The organism is Variovorax paradoxus (assembly GCF_029919115.1).
GTDB lineage: Bacteria > Pseudomonadota > Gammaproteobacteria > Burkholderiales > Burkholderiaceae_C > Variovorax > Variovorax paradoxus_O.
Genome location: NZ_CP123990.1, coordinates 1,243,009 through 1,265,189, shown reverse-complemented (window position 1 = coordinate 1,265,189; position 22,181 = coordinate 1,243,009). Strand labels below are relative to the sequence as shown.

General features: G+C 66.9%; 17 protein-coding genes and 2 pseudogenes. 10 read left to right on the top strand and 9 right to left on the bottom strand.

The genetic code is table 11. From position 1 onward, the window contains the following. Both QHG62_RS06135 and QHG62_RS06130 read right to left on the bottom strand, forming a co-directional pair. Positions 1–783, bottom strand: coding sequence for a GntR family transcriptional regulator (locus tag QHG62_RS06135; RefSeq protein WP_281149974.1), 783 nt, complete (start codon positions 781–783; stop codon positions 1–3). Further along, complete coding sequence (locus tag QHG62_RS06130) at positions 780–1,886, bottom strand: aromatic ring-hydroxylating dioxygenase subunit alpha (RefSeq protein ID WP_281149973.1); 1,107 nt, start codon at positions 1,884–1,886, stop codon at positions 780–782. The genes QHG62_RS06135 and QHG62_RS06130 overlap by 4 nt, the downstream gene beginning before the upstream one ends. A gap of 145 nt (positions 1,887–2,031) precedes the next feature. Between QHG62_RS06130 and QHG62_RS06125 the strand changes: the two genes are divergently transcribed. From QHG62_RS06125 to QHG62_RS06115, 3 genes are read left to right on the top strand one after another with little or no spacing between them, the layout of a single operon-like run. Then, a complete protein-coding gene (locus tag QHG62_RS06125; protein WP_281149972.1) occupies positions 2,032–3,153 on the top strand; it encodes a 5-methyltetrahydropteroyltriglutamate--homocysteine S-methyltransferase in 1,122 nt (373 codons plus the stop codon). Positions 3,154–3,209: 56 nt separating this feature from the next. Beyond that, entirely contained in the window at positions 3,210–3,884 is a 675-nt protein-coding gene (locus tag QHG62_RS06120; RefSeq protein WP_281149971.1) for a glutathione S-transferase family protein, read from the top strand. 40 nt (positions 3,885–3,924) lie between these two features. Further along, positions 3,925–5,304, top strand: a complete 1,380-nt coding sequence (locus QHG62_RS06115; protein ID WP_281149970.1) for a phospholipase D-like domain-containing protein — start codon at positions 3,925–3,927, stop codon at positions 5,302–5,304. Here QHG62_RS06115 and QHG62_RS06110 read toward each other — a convergent pair. After that, entirely contained in the window at positions 5,282–6,004 is a 723-nt protein-coding gene (locus QHG62_RS06110; RefSeq protein ID WP_281149969.1) for a TetR/AcrR family transcriptional regulator, read from the bottom strand. The genes QHG62_RS06115 and QHG62_RS06110 overlap by 23 nt on opposite strands. A 97-nt stretch (positions 6,005–6,101) precedes the next feature. On the opposite strand from QHG62_RS06110, the gene QHG62_RS06105 reads away from it, so the two are divergent. The 5 genes from QHG62_RS06105 to QHG62_RS06085 all read left to right on the top strand — a co-directional run bounded on the left by QHG62_RS06105 (position 6,102) and on the right by QHG62_RS06085 (position 12,905). After that, on the top strand, positions 6,102–7,112 hold the full coding sequence (locus QHG62_RS06105) for an HlyD family efflux transporter periplasmic adaptor subunit (RefSeq protein WP_281149967.1): 1,011 nt from the start codon (positions 6,102–6,104) through the stop codon (positions 7,110–7,112). Between the two features lie 162 nt (positions 7,113–7,274). Beyond that, a complete protein-coding gene (locus QHG62_RS06100) occupies positions 7,275–9,083 on the top strand; it encodes an ATP-binding cassette domain-containing protein (RefSeq protein ID WP_281149966.1) in 1,809 nt (602 codons plus the stop codon). After that, entirely contained in the window at positions 9,080–10,216 is a 1,137-nt protein-coding gene (locus QHG62_RS06095; RefSeq protein WP_281149965.1) for an ABC transporter permease, read from the top strand. The genes QHG62_RS06100 and QHG62_RS06095 overlap by 4 nt, the downstream gene beginning before the upstream one ends. 13 nt (positions 10,217–10,229) lie before the next feature. Beyond that, positions 10,230–11,348 carry an ABC transporter permease gene (locus QHG62_RS06090; RefSeq protein ID WP_281149964.1) on the top strand — a complete coding sequence of 373 codons (1,119 nt, stop codon included), beginning with the start codon at positions 10,230–10,232 and terminating at the stop codon, positions 11,346–11,348. A 15-nt stretch (positions 11,349–11,363) separates the two neighbouring features. Further along, on the top strand, positions 11,364–12,905 hold the full coding sequence (locus QHG62_RS06085) for an efflux transporter outer membrane subunit (RefSeq protein ID WP_281149963.1): 1,542 nt from the start codon (positions 11,364–11,366) through the stop codon (positions 12,903–12,905). Here the strand turns inward: QHG62_RS06085 and QHG62_RS06080 are convergent. After that, the gene (locus QHG62_RS06080; RefSeq protein ID WP_281149962.1) at positions 12,902–13,954 is read right to left on the bottom strand and encodes an ROK family protein; all 1,053 of its coding nucleotides are present in this window, start codon (positions 13,952–13,954) and stop codon (positions 12,902–12,904) included. The two genes, QHG62_RS06085 and QHG62_RS06080, sit on opposite strands and share 4 nt — an antisense overlap. Positions 13,955–14,067: 113 nt before the next feature. On the opposite strand from QHG62_RS06080, the gene QHG62_RS06075 reads away from it, so the two are divergent. Beyond that, on the top strand, positions 14,068–15,630 hold the full coding sequence (locus tag QHG62_RS06075) for a glycine betaine ABC transporter substrate-binding protein (protein WP_281149961.1): 1,563 nt from the start codon (positions 14,068–14,070) through the stop codon (positions 15,628–15,630). 46 nt (positions 15,631–15,676) lie between these two features. Here the strand turns inward: QHG62_RS06075 and QHG62_RS06070 are convergent. Then, a pseudogene (locus QHG62_RS06070) lies at positions 15,677–16,486 on the bottom strand (LysR family transcriptional regulator); the annotation flags it as partial. A 106-nt stretch (positions 16,487–16,592) separates the two neighbouring features. Between QHG62_RS06070 and QHG62_RS06065 the strand changes: the two are divergent. Further along, on the top strand, positions 16,593–17,834 hold the full coding sequence (locus tag QHG62_RS06065) for an MFS transporter (protein WP_281149960.1): 1,242 nt from the start codon (positions 16,593–16,595) through the stop codon (positions 17,832–17,834). A 21-nt stretch (positions 17,835–17,855) separates the two neighbouring features. Here the strand turns inward: QHG62_RS06065 and QHG62_RS06060 are convergent, their stop codons facing one another. The 4 genes and pseudogenes from QHG62_RS06060 to kdgD all read right to left on the bottom strand — a co-directional run. Continuing rightward, the gene (locus QHG62_RS06060) at positions 17,856–19,292 is read right to left on the bottom strand and encodes an aldehyde dehydrogenase family protein (protein WP_281149959.1); all 1,437 of its coding nucleotides are present in this window, start codon (positions 19,290–19,292) and stop codon (positions 17,856–17,858) included. Positions 19,293–19,375: 83 nt separating this feature from the next. Then, a complete protein-coding gene (gudD, locus tag QHG62_RS06055) occupies positions 19,376–20,731 on the bottom strand; it encodes a glucarate dehydratase (RefSeq protein ID WP_281149958.1) in 1,356 nt (451 codons plus the stop codon). Positions 20,732–20,770: 39 nt separating this feature from the next. Then, positions 20,771–21,220, bottom strand: a complete 450-nt coding sequence (locus QHG62_RS06050) for a nuclear transport factor 2 family protein (protein ID WP_281149957.1) — start codon at positions 21,218–21,220, stop codon at positions 20,771–20,773. Between the two features lie 40 nt (positions 21,221–21,260). Continuing rightward, positions 21,261–22,163 (bottom strand): annotated as a pseudogene (gene kdgD, locus QHG62_RS06045) (5-dehydro-4-deoxyglucarate dehydratase); the annotation flags it as partial. Positions 22,164–22,181 lie beyond the last annotated feature (18 nt).

Here is a 22,181-nt window from a genome sequence, read left to right as displayed (position 1 = left end):
TCAGCCGCGCCGGCGGATCAACTGCACGCCGGGCAGCGCACGCCGCTCGGCGCCGGGGGTGCCGTGCAGCGCCTCGCGCAGGTTGCGGCGCGCAATGCGGCTGTGCTCGCGCATCAGCGCCTCGGCGCGCGAGCCCTCGCCGGCCTCGATGGCGTCGAGCACCTGCAAGTGCTGGTCTTGCGCAATGACGAGCATGTCGCGCGCGGCGGGCGAATTGGCCTGCACGACGACAAAGCCCGAAGGCGATGCGAAGGGCAGGTTGATCACGCGGTCGAGCTGCTGCGCAATGACCGGGCTTGCCGCCATTTCGCACAGCAGCGAATGAAACTTCTCGTTGTGCGTGACGTAGCGCGAAAACGCCGCATCGTCGAGCGCGGGTTCGCGCAGCAGTTCGTCGATGCGTGCCAGGCAGGCACGCGCCTCGCGCAGCACCACCGGCGCCGCGCCGCGCTCGGCCGCAAGCCGCGCCACCAGGCCTTCGAGCGTGCCGCGCAGCTCGATGGCATCGGCCACGTCGCGTTCGGAAAACGTACGCACCGCATAGCCGCCGTTGGGCAGCGCCTCGAGCAGGCCTTCTTGCTCCAGCCGCATGAGCGCGCTGCGCACCGGCGTGCGCGAAACGCCGAGCTGCTCGGAGATGGCCACCTCTGCAATGCGCGCACCGCCCGGCAGTTCGCCGGCCAAAATCATTTCGCGCAAGCGCAGCTGCGCCTTCACGGCCTGCGAGCTGCCGCCGTCGCCGGCTTCGATAGGCGATACAGGGGAAGTGGCCGCGGCCTTCATGCGGCCTGCTTCTCGGCGGGGCGGATCGGAATCGCGGCGCGCGCGGGCTTTTCCTTGTCGATCATCCGGTCGATCAGGCGCCGCGCCCACATCGAACCGGCGTCGATGTTGAGGTTGTAGAACTGGTGGTCCGGCCGCTCGTCCATCGCCTTCTGCTGCGCCTCGAGCACGATCTCGTCCTCGCGGAAGATGCCGGCCACGCCTTCGCGCAGCTCGTGCGTGAGCCGCTGTTCGCCCAGGCAATAGTTGCGCGCAAAGGCCCAGAAGTAGAGGCAGGTCTTGTCCGTCTCGGGCGTGATGGTGTTCAGCACATAGCCGTTCACGCCCCTGCTGCGGTCGCCGGGGTTGCCGTCCTTCGGCACCGCGCCGCTGCCCGCCTCGGCCACACCGACGTCGATGTTCACGGTGCATGGCCCTTCGAAGCGGATGATCTGCCAGCGGTCCACCTTGCCGAAGTAGCTGCGTGCATGGCGGATCTGGCCGCCCCAGAACGGCGGCGGGTCGATGTTTTCCATCCAGCGCGTCACTGTGGCCGAACGGTCGCCGTGCGTGGCAACGAAGGGGGCCTCGGCCACTTCGCGGTTGCCGATGGAAGAGCCGTGCACGAAAGTCTCATGCGTCAGGTCCATGAGGTTGTCGACCACCAGGCGGTAGTCGCACGCCACGCGAATCATCTTGCCGTCGCCGGCCCAGGCCGGGTCGTCGTTCCAGTGCATGTCGGGCACCAACGCCGGATCGGCCTTGGCCGGATCGCCGGGCCAGATCCAGACGAAGCGGTGCTTCTCCACCACCGGAAAGCTGCGCACGCAGGCCGAGGGATTGAGCGTTTCCTGGCTGGGCATGTGGGTGCAGCGGCCTTGGCTGTTGTAGACCAGGCCGTGATAGCCGCACACCACCTCGTCGCCTTCGAGCTTGCCGAGCGACAGCGGCATCAGCCGGTGCCAGCAGGCATCTTCGAGCGCGGCGACCTGGCCGTCGGTGCGGCGGAACATCACCAGTTTTTCATTGCAGATGGTGCGCGGCAGCAGCGCGTGACGCACTTCGACGTCGTAAGCGGCGGCATACCAGGCGTTCAGCGGGAAAGTGGGCTTTGGCGTCTTCATGAATACTCAATGTATACAGAAAATAGAAAAATTCCACTGAAAATCAGCAAATTCAGGGTAAACACGTAGATTGATGTATACAGGCGTCCAAGTTTCCAAGGCGATACGATGCTCGATTCGTTTACAGCCACGACGGAGATATTCAATGTCCCAGCACGCCGCCCTGCCCGCCCGCTATGACCACGTCGGCAGTTTTCTGCGTCCCAAATACCTGCTCGAAGCACGCGAGCAAAACGCCAAGGGCGAGATCACGCCCGAGCAACTGCGCAAGGTCGAAGACAAGGCCATCACCGAGATCGTCAAGTTCCAGGAAGACATCGGCCTGAAGAGCATCACCGACGGCGAGTTCCGCCGCACGTATTTCCACATCGACTTTCTCGACCAGCTCGGTGGCGTGAAGACCGACATTCCGGTCACCATCCGCAAGCCCGACGGCACCGAGGAACTCGCGCCGCCCGCAATGCGCGTGATCGACAAGGTGCGCCACGTCAAGGACATCCAGCTGGCCGACTTCCAATACCTGAAGAGCCAGGTGTCCGCGGGCCGCACGCCGAAGGTGACCATTCCCTCGCCGACGATGCTGCACTTTCGCGGCGGGCGTGCCGGCATCAGCAAGGACGCGTATCCAGAGCTCGACCCCGTGTTCTACGACGACGTGGCCAAGGCCTATGGCGACGAACTGCGCTCGCTGGCCGCTGCCGGCTGCACCTACGTGCAGATGGACGACACCAACCTGGCGTACCTGTGCGATGAGCACATGCGCGAAGCCGCACGCAAGCGCGGCGACGACCCGAACGAGCTGCCGCACCGCTACGCGGCCTTCATCAACAAGGTGGTGGCGCAGAAGCCGCCGGGCATGCTGCTGGCCATGCACCTGTGCCGCGGCAACTTCAAGAGCACGCACGCCGCGGCGGGCAACTACGAGCCCGTGGCCGAGGCGCTCTTGAAGGAGATGGACCTGGACGCCTACTTCATGGAATACGACGACGCGCGTTCGGGCGACTTCAAGCCACTGCGCTACCTGCCCAAGGGCAAGACCGTGGTGCTGGGCCTCGTGACCACCAAGTTCGGCGAGATGGAAGACAAGGACGAGCTCAAGCGCCGCATCGAGGACGCCGCCAAGTACGCGCCGCTCGAACAGCTCGCACTGTCGCCGCAGTGCGGCTTCTCGAGCACGGTGCACGGCAACAACATTGCGGTGGAAGCGCAACGCAACAAGCTGCGCCTGGTGGTCGAGACGGCGCAAGAGGTGTGGGGCTCGACCTGAAACAACGCGGCCCCCTTGGCGGGGGCCCGAGCGCCTCTTCTGGTCAAATTGGCAACATGACGACCATCTACTCAGGCCCCCTCAGCATGTTCGGCGCGAAGGTGCAGATCGCCGCGCTCGAAAAAGGCATCGAATTCGAACTGGTGATGGTGCCGTTCACCAAGGACGACGCCTACGAGCCCAAGCACCCCGAGGTGCTGCGCGTGAACCCCGTCAAGCAGCAGGTGCCGGTGCTCATCGACGACCAAGTCGAGCTGTTCGACTCGACGCAGATCTTCGAATACCTCGAAGACCGCTACCCGGGCCCCGCGCACCTCGCGCTGTGGCCCCAGGGCATTGCCGACCGGGCCCGCGCGCGGCAACTGGAGCAGAAGTCCGACGAGGTCTTCTTCCCCAACGTGATCAGGCTCTTCGGCCTGCAGCACGACATGCAGAGCGCCCCGGCCGTTGCAGCCTGCGCCGCCTGCACGCGCTTCTACGACGAGATGGAAGGCCTGCTGGCCACTCGCGAATACCTCGCCGGCCCGTATTCCTTTGCCGACATCGCCTTCTACATGGCCTGCATCTTTGCCGACCGCAAGGGTGCCCGCATGACCGGGGCCACACCGCGGCTGCTGGCCTGGCGCAGCCGCATGGGCGAGCGGCCCGCGGTGCGGACGGTGGTCGAGCCGATGATGCGCTTTCTCGCCTCGGAGGGGCGCGACGTGGCCTCGTTTTTGATGCCCCGCTGATCGCTGGCGGCGGCACCCGGTCCTCAGGCATCATTGCCGCATGCCGAACACGAGCTTCGACTGGCTGCCTTCACCGTCACAGCATTTTCTTGTCGTCACCTTCGCGCTGCTGGTCTACATACTGACCACCCGCGCGCGCCGCGAACAACGCGCGCCCACCACCGCCATTGCCTGGGTCATGGGGCTGGTGCTCATGCCCTACCTGATCCTGCCGGCCTACCTGCTGTTCGGTCAGCGCAAGCTGCGCCCGGCGGGCTCGCCGCGGCCGCCGCGCTCGGTGCCGCCGGGGCACTGGGCGGCCGACCTGATCGAGAGCTTCGGCCTTGCGCCGCCCGGGCGCTGCGCAATCCGCCTGCATGCCGACGGCGAGGCCGCGCGCGAGGCGCTCTGGCAGGTGATCGACGGTGCGCGCGAGCGGATCGATGTGTGCACCTTCATCATCGGCGACGACGCCATGGGCCGCGCTGTCATCGAGCGGTTGGCGCAGCGCGCGCGCGAAGGCATCAAGGTGCGCGTACTGCTCGACGGTTTTGGCGCGCTCACGCTGCCGCGCCGCCACTTCGAAATGCTGCGGTCGGCGGGCGGCGAGATTGCGGTGTTTCGCCCCTTCTTCAGCCTGCGCCGCATCGGCCCGCGCAACCTGCGCAACCACCGCAAGTGCACCATTGCCGACGACGGCTGGCTGTGGTCGGGCGGGCGCAACCTGGCGGGCGAATACTTCACCGGCAACGAAAGGCACCCCCAGGCCTGGCACGATCTTTCGTTCGACCTGCGCGGCAGCGTGGCTGCCGCGGCGGCCCGTCAGTTCGACCATGACTGGAGCTCGGTGCGTGGCCGCAAGGCACGCGCCATCACGGCCGAAGATGTGGAGGAAGGTCCAGGCTGCGCCATGGCGCAGTTCCTGCCGAGCGGCCCGGACCAGACCGAAGACACCGCCCATGCGCTGCTGATCGATGCGTGCTTTCGGGCCGAGCACCGCGTGCTTGCCATCACGCCCTACTTCGTGCCCGGCGACGGGCTGCGCGATGCGCTGCGGCTTGCCGCGCGGCGCGGCGTGCAGGTCACCATCGCCATGCCCGCGCAGTCGAATCACCGCCTGGCGGATTTCGTGCGCGCACGCGCCATGCGCGACCTGGCCCGCGCGGGCGTGAGCTTTCGCATGCTGCCCTTCATGGCGCATGCCAAGGCAGTGGTGGTCGACAACGAACTGGCCATGTGCGGATCGATCAACCTCGACCTGCGCAGCCTGCTGCTCAACCACGAGGCGGCCGTGGTGTTCTACGGCCCGCATGAAATCGACTGGCTGGCCGAGTGGATCGAAACCACGGCTTCCGCCGGCGAACCCTATCGCGCGCGGCGGCCGGGCCTCTTGCGCGACGTGGCCGAGGGGCTGCTGCTTACCGTCGCTTTCCAGCTGTAGCAGCGGCGGGCGTTGCGGCCTTCGCTTCCTTCGCGACGGCATCGAGGCCGGCGAAAACGTATCGCATCAGGTCGTCCGCCAGGCCTTCGGCGTTCTTCAGCGCCGGCAGCACTTCGTTGCGCAAGTCCTTCGGGGCGACCGTCATCACGATGCAGGGCAGCACCACGAAAAGCATGGCCCGCTGCACCGAGGGATGATCGTCCGGCAGGCCCATGATGCCGCCGATCAGGCCGCGGATCAGCTTGGCCTTGGGAAGCACCGCCTGGCGCACCATCACCGGCAGCGCCGGTGAAGGCGACAGCGCCTCGCGCAGCACCACGCGGAATCCCCAGGGCGCCTTGGGCTGGCTGCCCATCTCCATCAGGTGCGTGAGAAAGGTGCGCAGCTTGAGCCGGGGGTCGGCCTGCACGCTGGCCAGGCTGACCAGCTCGTCCATGCTCACGAGCTGGCGGTGCGCCTCGATGAGCACGGCTTCGTACAACCCGTCCCTGCTGCCGAAGTGGTAGTTGACGGCGGCCATGTTGGTGCCGGCGCGGGTGCAGATCTCTTTGCTGGTGCTTTCGGCAAAGCCGCGCTCCGCGAACAGCTGGCCTGCCGTCTCGAGGATGTGCAGTCGGGTGGCGTTTCCGTCGGTGCGGGGGGTGCGCGCGGCAGTGGAGCGTGGAGCGGGAGAACGGGTGCTGGAAGAGCGGGAAGCCATAGCCCAAGGTTAAACGAAATGAAAAAATACTTCAAATTCAAATTTCAATTTGATAACATGCGGCTACTCCAAGTCTGGAACCCGGCAGGAACCGCTCATGAACAAGAAACCTCTCATCGCCGTTGCCCTCGTGGCGCTCGCTTCCGCGGCGGGCGGCTGGTGGTACGTCCATCGCTCGGCTCCGCCATCCGACACGCTCGTGCTGTACGGCAATGTCGATGTGCGCCAGGTCTCGCTGGCTTTCAACGCGAATGAGCGCGTGGCGGAACTCGCCGTACGCGAAGGCGACCGTGTGCGCGCCGGGCAGTTGCTCGGCAAGCTCGACACCCGCTCGCTCGCGCTGCGCGTGGCGCAGTCGCAGGCGCGCATCGGCGTGCAGGAGCAGGCCCTTCTGCGCCTGAAGACCGGCAGCCGCCCCGAAGAACTGGCGCAGGCCGGCGCCCAGGTGGCCGCCGCGCAGGCCGATGCCGACCTGGCGCAGCAGCAGCTCGCGCGCCTGCAGGCCATCGGCCAGACCACGGCCGGCCGCGCCGTGAGCCAGCAAGACCTCGACAGCGCTCAGGCCCGCCGCAAGGTGGCGCTGGCGCAGCTGGACAACGCCCGCAAGGCACAGCAGCTCGCGGTGGCCGGCCCGCGCAAGGAAGACATCGCGCAGGCGCAGGCGCAGCTCGAATCGGCCCGCGCCGACCTCGCGCTCATGAATCACCAGCTGGCAGAAGCCGAGCTCAAGTCGCCCATCGATGCCGTGGTGCGCGCCCGCCTGCTCGAACCCGGCGATATGGCCTCGCCGCAGCGCCCGGCCTTCACGCTGGCCATCACCGATCCCAAGTGGGTGCGCGCCTATGTGGCCGAACCCAACCTGGGCCGCGTGCGCCCCGGGCAGCAGGCAAGCGTGACCACAGACAGCCAACCCGACCAGCCGGTGGCTGGCAAGGTGGGCTACATCTCGTCGGTGGCCGAGTTCACGCCCAAGACGGTGCAGACCGAAGAGCTGCGAAGCAGCCTCGTGTATGAAATACGCGTGATGGTCGACGACAAGGAAGACCGGCTGCGGCTCGGCATGCCGGCGACCGTGCGGCTGCAGCTGACTTCGAACGGCAGGCCGTGATGACGAACCTCATCGCTCGTCGTCGCGCATTGCTCCCTCCCCTTCCGGGGGAGGGCTGGGGTGGGGGCAAGCAGCGTGTCCATCGGGCGCTCTGCCCTGCCCCCATCCCAACCTTCCCCCGAGAGGGGAAGGAGCAAGGCCGCATGCCAGGAGGGACGTTGAATGCTGCGCGCTGAGCCGGCCGTCAGCGGACGCTCGCTGCACAAGCGCTTCACGGTCAAGGCGTCGAAGACAGCCGTGCACGCGCTCGACGGCGTGTCGCTCGAAATTCCTGCCGGCACGCTCACCGCGCTGGTCGGGCCCGACGGCGCGGGCAAGACGACGCTGCTGCGGCTCATGGCCGGCCTGATGCGCGCCGACGAAGGCGAACTGCGCGTGCTGGGCATCGATGTATCCGCCGACCCGCAGGCGGTGCAGGACCGCATCAGCTACATGCCCCAGCGCTTCGGCCTCTACGAAGACCTGAGCGTGCAGGAGAACCTCGACCTCTACGCCGACTTGCACGGCGTGCCGCCTACGCAGCGGCGCGACCGCTATGCGCGGCTGATGGAAATGACCGACCTCGGCCGCTTTACCGACCGCCCCGCGGGCAAATTGTCAGGCGGCATGAAGCAGAAGCTCGGCCTGGCCTGCACGCTGGTGCGCTCGCCCGACCTGCTGCTGCTCGACGAGCCCACCGTGGGTGTTGACCCGCTCTCGCGGCGCGAGCTCTGGCAGATCGTTCAGCAGCTGGTCGACGAAGAAAAACTTTCCGTCATCGTGAGCACCGCTTACCTCGACGAGGCCGAGCGCTGCAGCCATGTGTTCGTGCTGCGCGAAGGCCAGCTGATTGCAGAAGGCACGCCGGCCGAGATCCGCGACCGCGCCGAGGGCCTGTGCTTCGTCGCCACGCCGCCGCCGGGCGAGGCACCGCGCCTGATGCAGGCCCGCCTGCTCGATGCGCAGCAAGACATCGTCGATGCCGTTCCGCACGGCGGCGAGGTGCGCTTCATCCGCCGGCCCGGCACCGGCGATGCGGCGCTTGCGGCGCTGCTGGCCGGCGCCCGTGCCGAACCGGTGCCGCCCCGGCTTGAAGACGGCTTCATGACGCTGCTGCGCACGCAGCAGGCACCCGCTGCAGTAGCGCAACCAGCGGTGGCCGATAGCCTTGCCCCGGCCGCGGGCGAGCCCGGCGAAGTGGTCATCGAAGTGAAAGACCTGGTGCGCCGCTTCGGCGACTTCGTGGCCGTGGCGAGCACCAGCTTCTCCGTGCGGCGCGGCGAAATCTTCGGCCTGCTCGGGCCCAACGGCGCGGGCAAGACCACCACCTTTCGCATGCTCTGCGGCCTGCTGCCCGCCAGCGGCGGCCAGTTGCGCGTGGCCGGCGTCGACTTGCGCCATGCGCGCGCGCAGGCCCGGCAGCGCATCGGCTACGTGTCGCAGAAATTCGCGCTCTACGGCAACCTTACCGTGCGCGAGAACCTTTCGTTCTTCGGCGGCGCCTACGGCCTGCGCGGACAGAAGCTGCAGGCGCGCATGGACACCGTGCTGCGCCAGTTCGACCTGGAGCGGGAACTCGACGCGCCCAGCGGACAGCTGCCCGGCGGCTACAAGCAGCGCCTTGCCATGGCGACGGGCCTGCTGCACGAACCCGAGATTCTCTTTCTGGACGAACCCACCAGCGGCGCCGACCCGCTCGCGCGCCGCGAGTTCTGGCGCCGCATCACGGCGCTGGCCGAAGGCGGCACCACCGTCGTCATCACGACCCACTTCATGGAAGAGGCGGAATACTGCGACCGCATCGTGATCCAGGACGCGGGCAAGGTGCTGGCCATCGGCACCCCGCTCGAAGTGCGGGCGCAGGCGCTCGACGGTGAGCGGGAAGAACAGCGCATCGACATGGAACAGGCCTTCATCGGAATCGTCGAGAAAGCGCGTCGGCAAGAGCGCCATATAAAAAGCGAGAAGGAAAGCGAGAAGGTGGCGGCATGAGCGGCTTCTGGACCCGGCTCATCTCGCTCACGCGCAAGGAGTTTCGCCAGTTGCTGCGCGACCGAAGCAACCTGGCCATCGGCATCCTGCTGCCGATGGTGCTGATCCTGATCTTCGGCTACGGTATGTCGCTCGACGTGAAGAACGCACCGGTGGGCGTGGTGCTCGAAGACTCGTCGCCCACGGCGCATGAAGCCATTGCCGGCCTGCAGCTCTCGCCCACCATCGCGCCCGTGCTGCTCGGCTCCATGCACGACGCCGAGGCGTTGATGCGCGAGCGCAAGATCGACGGCATCGTGCGCGTGCCGGCGGACTTTTCGCGCTCGCTGGCCGCGGGCAACGCGCGCGTGCAGCTCATCGTGCACGGCGCGGACGCCGGGCGCGCGACCATCATCCTGGCCTACGTAAGCGGCGCTCTCGCGCAAACGGCCGTGCGGCAGGCCGACCGCGGCGGGCGCACCACCGGCGCAGACGCCCCCGTCATCGGCCGGGTGACGGTGGAGCAGCGCATGTGGTTCAACACCGCGAACACCAGCACCTGGTACCTGGTACCCGGGCTCATCGTGCTCATCATGACGCTGGTCGGCGCGTTTCTCACCGCACTGGTCATGGCACGCGAATGGGAGCGCGGCACGCTCGAGGCGCTGTTCGTCACGCCCGTGCGCCCGGTAGAAATACTGCTGGCCAAGATCATTCCGTACTTTGCGGTGGGCATGCTGGGCCTGGCCCTGTGCCTGCTGGCCGCTCGCTTTCTGTTCGCGGTGCCCATGGTCGGCTCGCCGTTCGCGGTGGTGCTCAGTTCGATGCTCTACCTGATCGTGGCGGTGAGCCTTGGCCTCGTGATCTCGTCCGTCACGCGCAATCAGTTTCTCGCGAGCCAGGTGGCGCTGATCGCAACCTTCATGCCTTCGATGATGCTGTCGGGCTTTTTGTTCGACCTGCGCAATGTGCCTGCCGTGGTGCGCGCCATCGGCCATGTGCTGCCGGCCACCTACTTCATGGACCTGATCAAGACACTGTTTCTCGCCGGCGACGTCTGGCCTCTGATCTTGCGCAACTGCGCAATCCTCGCGGCCTATGCGGTCGGGCTGCTGCTGCTTGCCCGCGCCGTCACGCGCAAGAGCCTCGACTGACGGAAGGCGCCCCATGACCGATTTTCTGCTGCGCATCGCCAACCTCTGCCGCAAGGAGCTGCTTGCCATTCTCAAGGACCCGGCAAGCCGCGTGATCCTGTTCGTTCCGGCCATCATGCAAAGCCTCATCTTCGGGTACGGCGCCACGTACGACCTTTCGAACGTGCCCTATGCCCTGCTCGACCAGAGCCGCACGGGTGCGTCGACGGAGCTGATTGCGCACCTGGACAGCACCGGCGTCTTTCATCGGGTGGCCACGCTGCGCACGCAGGCCGATATCCGCGAGGTGATCGACACCGAGAAGGCGCTGATGGTGATACAGATTGCGCCCAACTTCGAGCAGTTGCTCAGCGCCGGCCAGCCCGCGGCCATCCAGCTGATCCTGGATGCCCGCAACTCGAACACGGCGGGCTCGGCGGCCGGCTACGTGGGCTCGGTGGTCGAACGCTACAACGCCGAACTGCGCACGCGCGCCGGGGCGCCAATGGCCCCGCTCACCATCGAATCGCGCGCTTGGTTCAACCCGAACCTCGAGACGCGGTGGAACCTGCTGCCCGGCCTGATCGCCGCGCTCAGCATGCTGCAGACGCTGCTGCTCACCGCGCTTTCGGTGGCACGCGAGCGCGAGCAAGGCACCTTCGACCAATTGCTGGTCACGCCGATGTCGCCGCTCGAAATCATGATCGGCAAGGCGCTGCCGCCGGTGCTGGTCGGCCTTGCACAGTCGACACTCATTCTGCTGGTGGCGCTGCTCTGGTTCGGCATTCCGATGGCGGGCTCGCTGGCCACGCTCTATACCGGGCTGGTCTTCTTCACCGTGGCCAGCGTGGGCATCGGCCTGTCGATCTCGGCGGTGTCGGCCAACATGCAGCAGGCCATGCTCTACACCTTCGTGCTGCTGATGCCGATGATGCTGCTGTCAGGCCTGACCACGCCGGTGCGCAACATGCCGCACGTACTGCAGGTCATCACCATGGCCAACCCGCTGCGCTTTGCGATCGACCTGGTGCAGCGTGTGTACCTGGAGGGCGTGGGGCTGGCAACGGTGTGGCACAACCTGATTCCGCTTTCTGTCATTGCCCTTGTCACGCTGCCGCTGGCGGCCTGGCTTTTTCGCCATCGCCTGACCTGAACCCGGGAGCCTCGTATGTCCGCACCACGAACCCTCCTCTTGTCCTTCTCCTGTTCCGCCCTCGCGCTACTTCTTGCGGGGTGTGCTGTGGGGCCCGACCACCGGCCCGCACAGGCGCAGGCGCCGGCGGATTGGTCCGCATGGCACGGCGGCTCGCCGGGGCTCCTGGGAGCTGAGCGAACTGCGGCGCACACGGCCGTTGCGTCCGGCGACTGGAAAGCCTTCAATGATCCGCTGCTCGACCGCCTGCAGGCGCTTGCGCTCACGGCCAACCACGAACTGCAGACCGCCGCCCTGCGCTTCGCACAAAGCCGCGTGCAACGCACGGCGACGGCCGCGCAGCAAGGCCCGCAACTCAATGCCAGCGCAGGCATCAGCCGGCAACGGCAAAGCGAGAGCGGTACAGCGACGCGAATGATCGATGCGCTGGGTTCGCCGGCGTCCAACCGCGACCAGCTGATCCGCACGCTCAGCGAACCCTACAACCTCTACCAGGCCGGCTTCGACGCATCCTGGGAAATCGACCTGTGGGGCCGCGTGCGCCGCAGCATCGAGGCCGCCGATGCAGACACGGGTGCATCGGCAGCGCTGTTGCGCCAGGTGCAGCTGAGCGTGCAGGCCGAGGTGGCGCGCAACTACTTCGAATTGCGCGGCGCACAGCGCGAGTTGCGCTTGGCGCGCGCCGACATCGAAGCCGCGGCCGAATCTCTCGAACTGGTGCAGGCGCGCGCCAATGGCGGCCTGGTCACCGATCTGGACCCGACGCGCCAGCGCACGCAACTGGCCGAACTGAAGGCACGCATTCCGGCGCTGCTGCAGCAGGAGGCGCAGGCGATGAACCAGATCACGCTGCTGACCGGCTCCACGCCCGGTACGCTGAACGCCGAGCTTGCCGGACCGCCAGCCGAACTCGCGCGCGAAGCGCCCGAGACACTGCAGGTACCGCCGCTGCCCGAGCTCGCCCTCGGCCTGCCGTCGGACGTGGCGCGCCGCCGGCCCGACATTGCCGCGGCGGAGGCGCAGCTGCATGCCGCCACTGCGCGCATCGGCGTGGCTGTGGCGGATCTCTATCCGCGCGTGACACTGGGCGCGGGCTTCGGTTTCGAATCGGTGGGCAGCGAACGTTTCGGCGAATGGGGCAGCCGGCAGTGGCATGTCGGCCCCTCCATCAGCCTGCCCATCTTCGACAATGGCCGGCGCCGGAGCACGGTCACCCTGCGCGAACTGCAGCAGCAGGAGGCCGCCGTGGCCTTTCAGCAGACCGTGCTCAAGGCGTGGCACGAAATCGATTCCGCGCTGAATGCCTATGCCGCAGAACGCCAGCGCCACGCCGAGCTGGCCGAGCGCGAACGCCACAGCCGCGACGCGCTCACGCTGGCGCATGCGCGCTATGCCAACGGGCTTACGGATTTCGGTGTCGAGCTCGACGCCCGCCGCACGCTGCTGCAGGCACGGCGCGACCAGGCGCAAAGCACGAGCCGTCTGGCGGTGGGGTTGGTGGCCGTCTACAAGGCCCTCGGCGGCAATGTTCCGCCGGCGTCCGCAGCCCCTGGCTAGAAGGTATTCGTGAAGCTCGCGTTGCCCAGGCCGGTGCCGATCGTCAGCACGCCCCAGTGGCAGACGTCGCGCATGAACGGCAACTCGCTCAATCCCTGCACCACCGCGTCGTTGTGCATGAGGATGAGCGTAGGGCCGGAGCCGATCATCGGCATTCGCCGCCACAGCGCACTGGGCAGGTGAAACGCGCGGCTTTCCCAGTCGCCGGGCAGGTTCTGCGTGCCGCGTTCTATCGAGCCGTCCTTGCGGATGAGGCCAGGGCACGCAATGCCGATGAAAGGCGCCAGGCTGATGTCCTTGCGCTCGCAGTAGCGAACCATGTCCTCGAGCATGAGCGCGATGCGCTCGACCATGTCGGTGCGGTTGGGCTCTTCGTCGGCGTGGCGCCACTTCTCCCTCCGCACGACCTTGGCCATCGACAGGTCGCGTGCCTTGTTCCGGCGCGTCTTCACGATGCCGCAGCGCACATTGGTGCCGCCAATGTCCACCGCCAGGATGGCGTCGTGCTTCTTCAGCATGGCGGGCGGCGTCAGGTGCACCCAGCCGATCAGGCCGCCGTCGTCGACGTCGTGCGACAGGCGGCCGAGCTGAACGTGCAGGCCCATGTCTTCGATGATTGCGGCCGTCTGCAGAATGGCGCGTTCGCCCACGTCGCTCTCGATGAAGCCGCCGCCCACCACGATGCGCTCCACCTTCTTCCATGAGGGCTGCCGCGTGAAGCGCTGGATCACGAAGGCCAGCTCTTCGGCAAATTCCTCGATGGCGCCGTGCATCAGGTCGCCGGCTGCCGAGGTCTTTTTCAGCACGCGGTCGAGCTGCTTCTTGCTGAGGTCACGCGAGTGTTCCTTGCCCAGCGGGTCGGTACCGGTCTTGCGGCGGCGCTTGCGCCAGCGCTCGAGCAGCTCCCTGAACGCTGTCTGGCTGGCCTGGTCGCCCACAAAGCCGTCCTTGTCGCGGAGCTGAAGGCTGTAGCCCTCCACCCGCAGCCCCGGGAGTTCGCGCAGGCCGTGAACGTCAGGGCCGGGCGGGAGATGGGTTTTCTTGTTCATGGCAAGCACTATGGATGAGTCTGCTTCTTCAACGCATCGGTAGCCCGCACCAAGGTTTGTAGGAGATTGGCGGGTGCCCCCGAAGCCCTTCGATCTCTATACACTGGCGCCCGATGCACCTGCCTCACCGCATCTTGCGCACCGCCCTGTTGTTGCTCACCCTTGCCGGGCTCGGCGCCGCTGCATCGGCGCAACCCGGCGAAGGCCCGCTGCGCGTCGGTTCCAAGCGCTTCACGGAGTCGTACATCCTGGCCGAGCTGCTGGCGCAGACGGCGGCGCCGCACAGCGCATCGCCGCCCGTGGTGCGGCAGGGCCTGGGCAACACCGCCATCGTCTACGAGGCGCTGCGCTCGGGTGCCATCGATGTGTACGCCGAATACACCGGCACCATTGCGCTCGAAATCCTCAAGGGTTCGCCGACCGAAACACGCGAGGCCATGAATGCGGCATTGGCGCCGCTGGGCCTTGGCGTGGCCGTTCCGCTGGGCTTCAACGACGGCTATGCGCTGGCGGTGCGCGCAGCCGACGCCGAACGGCTGGGCCTGCGCACACTGAGCGACCTGGCGCGCCACCCCGAGCTCAAGCTCGGCCTGTCGAACGAGTTCATCGGCCGCGCCGACGGGTGGAAGGGCCTTGCCGCACGCTACGGCTTCACGCAGACGCCGACCGGCCTCGACCATGGGCTGGCCTACGAAGCGGTGGCCGCGAAGCAGATCGACGCGATCGACATCTACACCACCGATGCCAAGATCGACCATCTCGGCCTGCGCGTGCTCGAAGACGACAAGAGCTACTTTCCGCGCTACGACGCCGTGCTGCTGTACCGGCTCGACCTGCCCACGCGGCTGCCCAAGGCGTGGGCCGCGCTGCAGGCGCTCGAAGGCCGCATCGACGAGCGCGCGATGATTGCGATGAACGCGCGCGCCGAACTGCAGAGCGTGCCCTTCGATGCGATTGCGCGCGACTTCCTGGCCGGTGCCGGCAACAGTGGCAACAGCGGCAAGGCCCAGCAGAAGGAAACCAGGCGCGGTTTCACCGCCAAGCTGTTCGGACCCGACCTCTGGCAGCTCACACGGCAGCACCTGGTGCTGGTGGCGGTGTCGGTGGGCGTCGCGATCCTGATTGGCGTGCCGCTCGCGATCCTGGTGTTCTCGCATGTGCGACTGCGGGCAGCAGTGCTCGGTGTCGCGAGCATTCTGCAGACGGTGCCCTCGCTCGCATTGCTTGCGGTGCTCATCTCGCTGCTCGGCGCCATCGGCGCGCTGCCCGCGTTGATTGCGCTCACGCTCTATTCGCTGCTGCCGATCATGCGCAACACGGTCACGGGCCTTGCCGAAGTGCCGAACGGCCTGCGCATGGCGGGCACCGCACTTGGCATGACGCCGCCGCAGAGCCTGCGGCTGGTGCTGCTGCCGCTTGCATTGCCTACCCTGCTGGCGGGCATTCGAACGGCCACGGCCATTGCCATCGGCACGGCGACCATTGCGGCGTTCATCGGCGCGGGCGGCTTCGGCGAGCGCATCGTGACCGGGCTTGCACTCAACGACCGCGAACTGCTTTTGGCGGGCGCGCTGCCGGCTGCGGCGCTGGCGCTGCTGAGCGAAGGGATCTTCGAACTCGTGGAAATGATGATGCGGCGCCGCCGCCAGGCGCCGCCGCTTTCGCCTCTGCCTTGAGGCATTCGCGCAGCAGTTCGGCACCTGCACCGAGTGTCTTGTCGGCGCGGTGGCAAAAGTGGCACTGCTGGCTTGCCGCGCCTTCAGGGCCGATGCGACTCACCGGCAGTTGCACCAGGGTTCCCGCGGCCAGGTCGCCCGCCACAAGCCATGAAGGCATCTTTCCCCATCCGAGGCCGGCGCGCAGCAGCGCGAGCTTGATGTACATGTCGGTCACGCGCCAGGTCGAAGGCGAGAGCACGTCGATGTCGTAGCCCTGGCTGAGCGTGCTCGGGTCTTCCACCACGATTTGCACGTGCTCTGCCGCCGCGGTATCCAGGCCCTTGGCGCCGCGTTGCCGCGCATGGACGGCCAGCGCGTGGGAAGGCGCCGCAACGGCCAGCGTATGCAGCGCCATCAGGAATTCGCGGCTGATTTTTTCGTCGGCATGGCCGAAGGCCGCAATGGCCAGGTCGCAGCGGCCCGAACTCAATGCATCGATGGTGCCGCCCATCGAGCTGTATTCCACGCGGATGGCAATGCTCGGGTAGACCGCATGCATGCCGCGCAGCGCGCTGGCCAGGAGATCCGGCGGAAAGAGCGTGTCTACCGCAATCGCCAGCCCGAGCTCGATGCCTTGCTCGAGCCCCTGCGCACGCGAGCGCAGCGCCTCGACCTTCGACAGGATCACCCGCACGTCGCCCAGCAGCGCCTTGCCCGTGGGCGTGAGCACCGGCTTGTGTCCGGAACGGTCGAAGAGCCGCACCTGCAGTTGCTCTTCAAGATTGGCAATGGCATGGCTCACCGCCGACTGCACGCGGTGCAGCCGCGCGGCACCGGCGCGAAAGCTCCCGGCATCCGCCACGGCGACGAACATCTGCATCTGGCCGAGCGTAAGGATGTCCAGCATGATCTTCTCAATCGATTGACTTGGCCGATATTATTCGCTTTCATTGATCATGCATCCGCCGCAAAGTGGCGGCATGCAGAAGCAATTCGAAATGGCCGGCGCACCGCCCGCCGCCCTCCCCCTCTCGTCTTCCTCAACGCACTGGCGCGGCGTGGCGCTGGTGGTGGCCGCCGGCGTGGTGGCTTCCCTTCAGGTCGGCAAGGTCGCCATTGCAGTGCCGCAGTTGCGCGCCGATTTCGGGCTCGACCTCTCGATGGTCGGCTGGCTGATGGCAATGTTCTCGCTGCTGGGCGTGGCCGGCGCGGTGCCGGTTGGCGCGTGGGTCGCGCGTGCCGGCGACCGGCGCCTGGTGCTTGCGGGGCTGATGGCCATTGCCGCGGGAAGCACGGCGGGTGCGCTGGCAGGCGGCGTTGCAGTGCTGCTGGCCGGCCGCATCGTCGAGGGCCTGGGTTTTGTGCTGATCACCATTGCCGGTCCGTCGGTGCTGCAACGCATGGTTTCGCCCGGCGGCAAAGACCTGGCCTTTGCAATCTGGAGTTGCTTCATGCCGACGGGCATTGCAATAGCGCTGTTCAGCGGGTCGCTTCTCGATGGATGGCGCGGCTTCTGGCTGGGCAATGCCGCGCTCGCGGCCCTGCTCGCGTTGTTGCTGCTGCTCGGCGTTCCGCGTAGCGCCGGCGGCAGTGCCGCGGCGGTTTCATGGCACAGCATGGCGCGCGATGCAGCCGACACCGCAAAGGCGGGTGCCCCTGCGTTGATCGCGGCCTCGTTCGTGATCTACAGCCTGCAGTTCTTCGCGCTCTTCAGCTTTCTGCCGGTGCTGCTGATCGAGCGCATGGGCGTGGGCATGGCCGCAGCCGGGTCGCTGAGCGCGATGGCCTGCTGCGTCAATGTGGCGGGCAATCTCGTGGCCGGCGTGCTGTTGAAGCGCGGCGTTGCGCGCTGGCTGCTGGCGGCCGTGGCCAGCGCATTGATGGGCCTCTCGGCCATCGGCATCTTCCTGCCGGTGCTCGGCGCGGTGCCGGCGTTCTTGCTGTGCCTGGCTTTTTCGGGTGCAGGCGGCCTGCTTCCTGCAACCCTGATCGGCACCTCTTCCATCGTGTCACCGAATGCGCGGCTGGTACCCATGTCGATGGGCCTGCTCATGCTGGGCAGCAATCTGGGCCAGATGATCGGCCCGTTGATCGTGGGCGGTGCGGTGGACTCGATGGGCTGGCCGGCGGCAGCCGTCATCGTCGCCGTGGCGGGCGCGATGGGTGTACTGCTCGCACTGGGCCTCCGGCGCTCGATGGCGCGCAGCGGCCACCCGCTTTGAAGGCGGGTGGCCGGGAGAACATCAAGCCAGCGTGTAGGCCGTCTTCACCGTGGTGAAAAACTCCTGCGCGTACTTGCCCTGCTCGCGCGGGCCGTAGCTCGAGCCCTTGCGGCCGCCGAACGGCACGTGGTAGTCCACGCCTGCCGTCGGCAGGTTCACCATCACCATGCCGGCCTGGCTGTGGCGCTTGAAGTGCGTGGCGTACTTCAGGCTCGTGGTTGCAATGCCGGCAGAAAGGCCGAACTCCGTGTCGTTGGCCGTGGCCAGCGCTTCTTCGTAGTTCTTCACGCGGATCACGCTCGCCACCGGGCCGAAGATCTCTTCCTTGTTGATGCGCATGGCGGCCGCCGTTTCGCTGAAGAGCGCCGGCGACATGTAGTAGCCGTCGGTCTCCAGCTTGAGCAGTTCGCCGCCCGCGGCCAGCGTGGCACCCTCGCCCTTGCCGATGGCCACGTATTCCATGTCCTGGTCGAGCTGCGACTTGGACGAGACGGGGCCGATGTCGGTGCCCTGCGCCAGTGCATCGCCCACCTTGATCTTGGCCATGCGGGCCTTCATCGCGTCGATGAACTTGGGGTAGATGCCTTCGGTGACGATCAGGCGGCTGGAGGCCGTGCAGCGCTGGCCGGTGGAATAGAACGCGCTTTGCACGCTCAGTTCCACGGCCTGGGCCAGGTCGGCGTCGTCCAGGATGACCTGCGGGTTCTTGCCGCCCATCTCCAACTGCACCTTCTTGTGGTTGGTCACGCACTGGACGGCGATGTTGCGGCCCACGCCCACCGAGCCGGTGAAGCTGATGGCATGGATGCCGGGGTGGTTGACCAGTGCATTGCCAATCACGCTGCCGCGGCCCATCACCAGGTTGAACACGCCGGCCGGAATGCCCGAGCGGCTGATGATTTCGGCCAGCGCCCAGGCACAGCCGGGCACCAGGTCGGCGGGCTTCAGCACCACGCAGTTGCCGAAGGCCAGCGCGGGTGCGATCTTCCAGGCCGGAATGGCAATGGGGAAGTTCCAGGGGGTGATGAGGCCGACGACGCCGACCGGCTCGCGGGTGATTTCCACGCCGATGTTGGGGCGCACCGAGGGCACGATCTCGCCCGAGAGGCGCAGGCATTCGCCGGCGAAGAACTTGAAGATGTGGCCGGCGCGGGTGGCTTCGCCGATGCCTTCGGCGCGGGTCTTGCCTTCTTCGCGCGCAAGCAGGGTACCGAGTTCTTCCTTGCGGGCGAGGATTTCGCTGCCGATCTTGTCGAGCGCATCGGAGCGTGCCTGGATGCCGCCGGTGGCCCAGGCCGGGAAGGCGGCGGTGGCAGCAGCCACGGCATCGTCGACGTGCGAGGCATCACCCTGCGTGTACTGGCCCAGCACGTCGGCCAGGTTGCTGGGGTTGAGGTTGGGGCTGTAGCTTGCGCCGGCACGCCATTCGCCGCCAATCAGGTTGTCGAAGTTTTGCATGAGTGTTCCTTGCTGCTCGATGAAAAGAAAGAAGCCGGGCACTGGGTGTCCGGCTGCGGAAATGGAAACGGGAGACTAAACCTTCAGCGGACCAGACATGGTTTTTTATTGTCGAAAGTCCACCCGGGGATCAGGTATTGCATGGCCTGCGCATCGTTGCGCGCACCCAGCCCGTGCTTCAGATAGAGCTGGTGGGCCTTCTCGACCTCGTCCATGTCGAGCTCGATGCCGAGCCCGCCGCGGGTCGGCACCTTCACGAAGCCGCCCTCGATCTGCAGCGGCGCCTTGGTCAGGTGCTGTCCATCCTGCCAGATCCAGTGCGTGTCGATGGCCGTGACCTTGCCCGGGGCGGCCGCCGCCACGTGCGTGAACATGGCAAGCGACACATCGAAGTGGTTGTTCGAATGCGAGCCCCAGGTCAGGCCCGAGGCCTGGCACAGCTGCGCCACGCGCACGGAGCCCTGCAGGGTCCAGAAATGCGGGTCGGCCAGCGGAATGTCGACCGACTGCAGCGAGAGGCTGTGCACCATCTCGCGCCAGTCGGTGGCCACCATGTTGGTGGCGGTCGGCAGGCCCGTGGCACGGCGGAACTCGGCCATGACCTCGCGGCCTGAAAACACGCCTTCGGCACCGCACGGGTCTTCGGCATAGGCCATGACGCCGTGCAGGTCGCGGCAAAGGCGAATGGCGTCTTGCAGCAGCCAGCCGCCGTTCGGGTCGAGCGTGACGCGCGCCTGCGGAAAGCGCTCGTGCAGCGCACGAATGGCTTCCACCTCTTCTTCGCCGCGCAGCACGCCGCCCTTGAGCTTGAAGTCGGTAAAGCCGTAGCGCGCATGCGTGGCTTCGGCCAGGCGCACGATGGCCTCGGGCGTCATCGCTTCTTCGTGGCGCAGGCGGAACCAGTCGTTGTCGGCGCCGGGGTCGCTCTCGTACGGCAGGTCTGTCTTGTTGCGGTCACCCACGTAGAACAGGTAGCCGAGCATCTGCACGGCGTCGCGCTGCTGGCCTTCGCCGAGCAGTGCGGCCACCGGCACTTCGAGATGCTGGCCCAGCAGGTCGAGCAGTGCCGCTTCGACGGCGGTGACCGCATGAATGGTCACGCGCAAGTCGAAGGTCTGCTGCCCTCGACCTTCGCTGTCGCGGTTGGCGAAGGCGCTGCGCATGCTGTTGAGCACGGCGTTGTACTTGCCGATGGGCTGGCCCACGATGAGGCCGCGTGCATCTTCGAGCGTCTGGCGGATCTTCTCGCCGCCGGGCACTTCGCCGACGCCGGTGTTGCCGGCGCTGTCGGTCAGGATCAGCAGGTTGCGCGTGAAGAACGGGCCGTGCGCACCGCTCAGGTTCATCAGCATGCTGTCGTGGCCCGCGACGGGCACCACGCGCATGCCGGTGACCACGGGCGCGCCAGAAACGGAAGAAGCGGAGGCTGGGATTGTCATTTGCGCGAAACCTGATGAATGCTTGCTGGAAGCTGGATGCTAGATGCGCACGGCTTGCCGGGCCAGCAACTTCCAGTCGTTGCCCTGCTTCTTCCAGATGCCGAGGATCTTCAACGCCACCTTGCCGGGCTTGCCCGAATCCAAGGTATCGGCCGCCAGTGTATGGCGCACGATGGCCGTATCGCCGCCGACCACCTTGATGGTCTGCTCGGTGATGGCGATGCTGACGAAGTCGGACTTGCCGGCGATCAGGTCGCCGATGAAGCTGTCCTTGGTGTCCACCCTGCCGCCCGAATGGCCGTAGCTCAGGTCGTCGGCCACCAGCGCGCCAAGGGCGGCCGGGGTCGGGTCGATCATTGCAACGCGCAGGCGCTCGGCGGCAGCGGCAACCGCCGGCTCCGCCGATGCGCCGCCGCCCGCGGGCATCATGGCGCAGCCGGTGAACACGACCGCCGAAGCGGCCACGAGAAAAAGCTTCTTGATGAACATGTGTCGTTGTCTCCGTTGTTGTTGTTGCTGAACTGGCTGTTTACTGCGGGCCGAGGGCGTCGATGAGCGCCTTCAGTTGCTCCATCTCCGCGGGCTTCAGGTCGGTGAGCGGTGCGCGCACCGGGCCTGCGTCGTGGCCGACGATCTTGGCGCCGGCCTTGACGATGCTCACTGCGTAGCCGGGCGTGCGGTTGCGCAGTTCCAGGTACGGCATGAAGAAGTTCTTCAGCAGGCGATGCTGGGTGGCCATGTCGTCGTCGCGCACGGCCTCATAGAACTGCACCGCGGTCTTGGGAATGAAGTTGAAGACGGCCGACGAATACACCGGCGTGCCCATGGCCTTGTAGGCCGCTGCATACACCTCGGCCGTGGGCAGGCCGCCCAGGTAGGCAAAACGGTCGCCCATCTTCTGGTAGATGGCAACCATGGCTTCGATGTCGCCGATGCCGTCCTTGAAGCCGACGAGGTTCGGGTTGCGCTCGGCCAGGCCGGCCAGGGTGTCCGGCTTGAGGCGGCTGGTGGCGCGGTTGTAGACGATCACGCCGAACTTCACGCTCTTGCAGACGGCCTCGACGTGCGCGGCCAGGCCTTCCTGGCCGGCTTCGGTCAAGTAGTGCGGCAGCAGCAAGATGCCGTGGGCGCCGGCCTTCTCGGCCTCTTGCGCGCACTGGATGGCAAAGCGCGTGGGGCCGCCGGCGCCCGCGATGATCGGCACCACGCCGCGGCAGGTGTCGACCGCGGTCTTGATGATGCCGGGGTACTCGTCGCCCGTCAGCGAGAAGAACTCACCCGTGCCGCCCGCCGCGAACAGCGCGCTTGCGCCGTAGGGAGCAAGCCACTCGAGACGCTTCTCGTAGCTGCTCTTGTTGAAGTCCCCGTTCGCGTCGAAGTCGGTCAACGGGAACGAGAGCAGGCCGGAGCCCATGATGGATTTGAGTTCTTGAGTTCGCGTCGAAGTCGG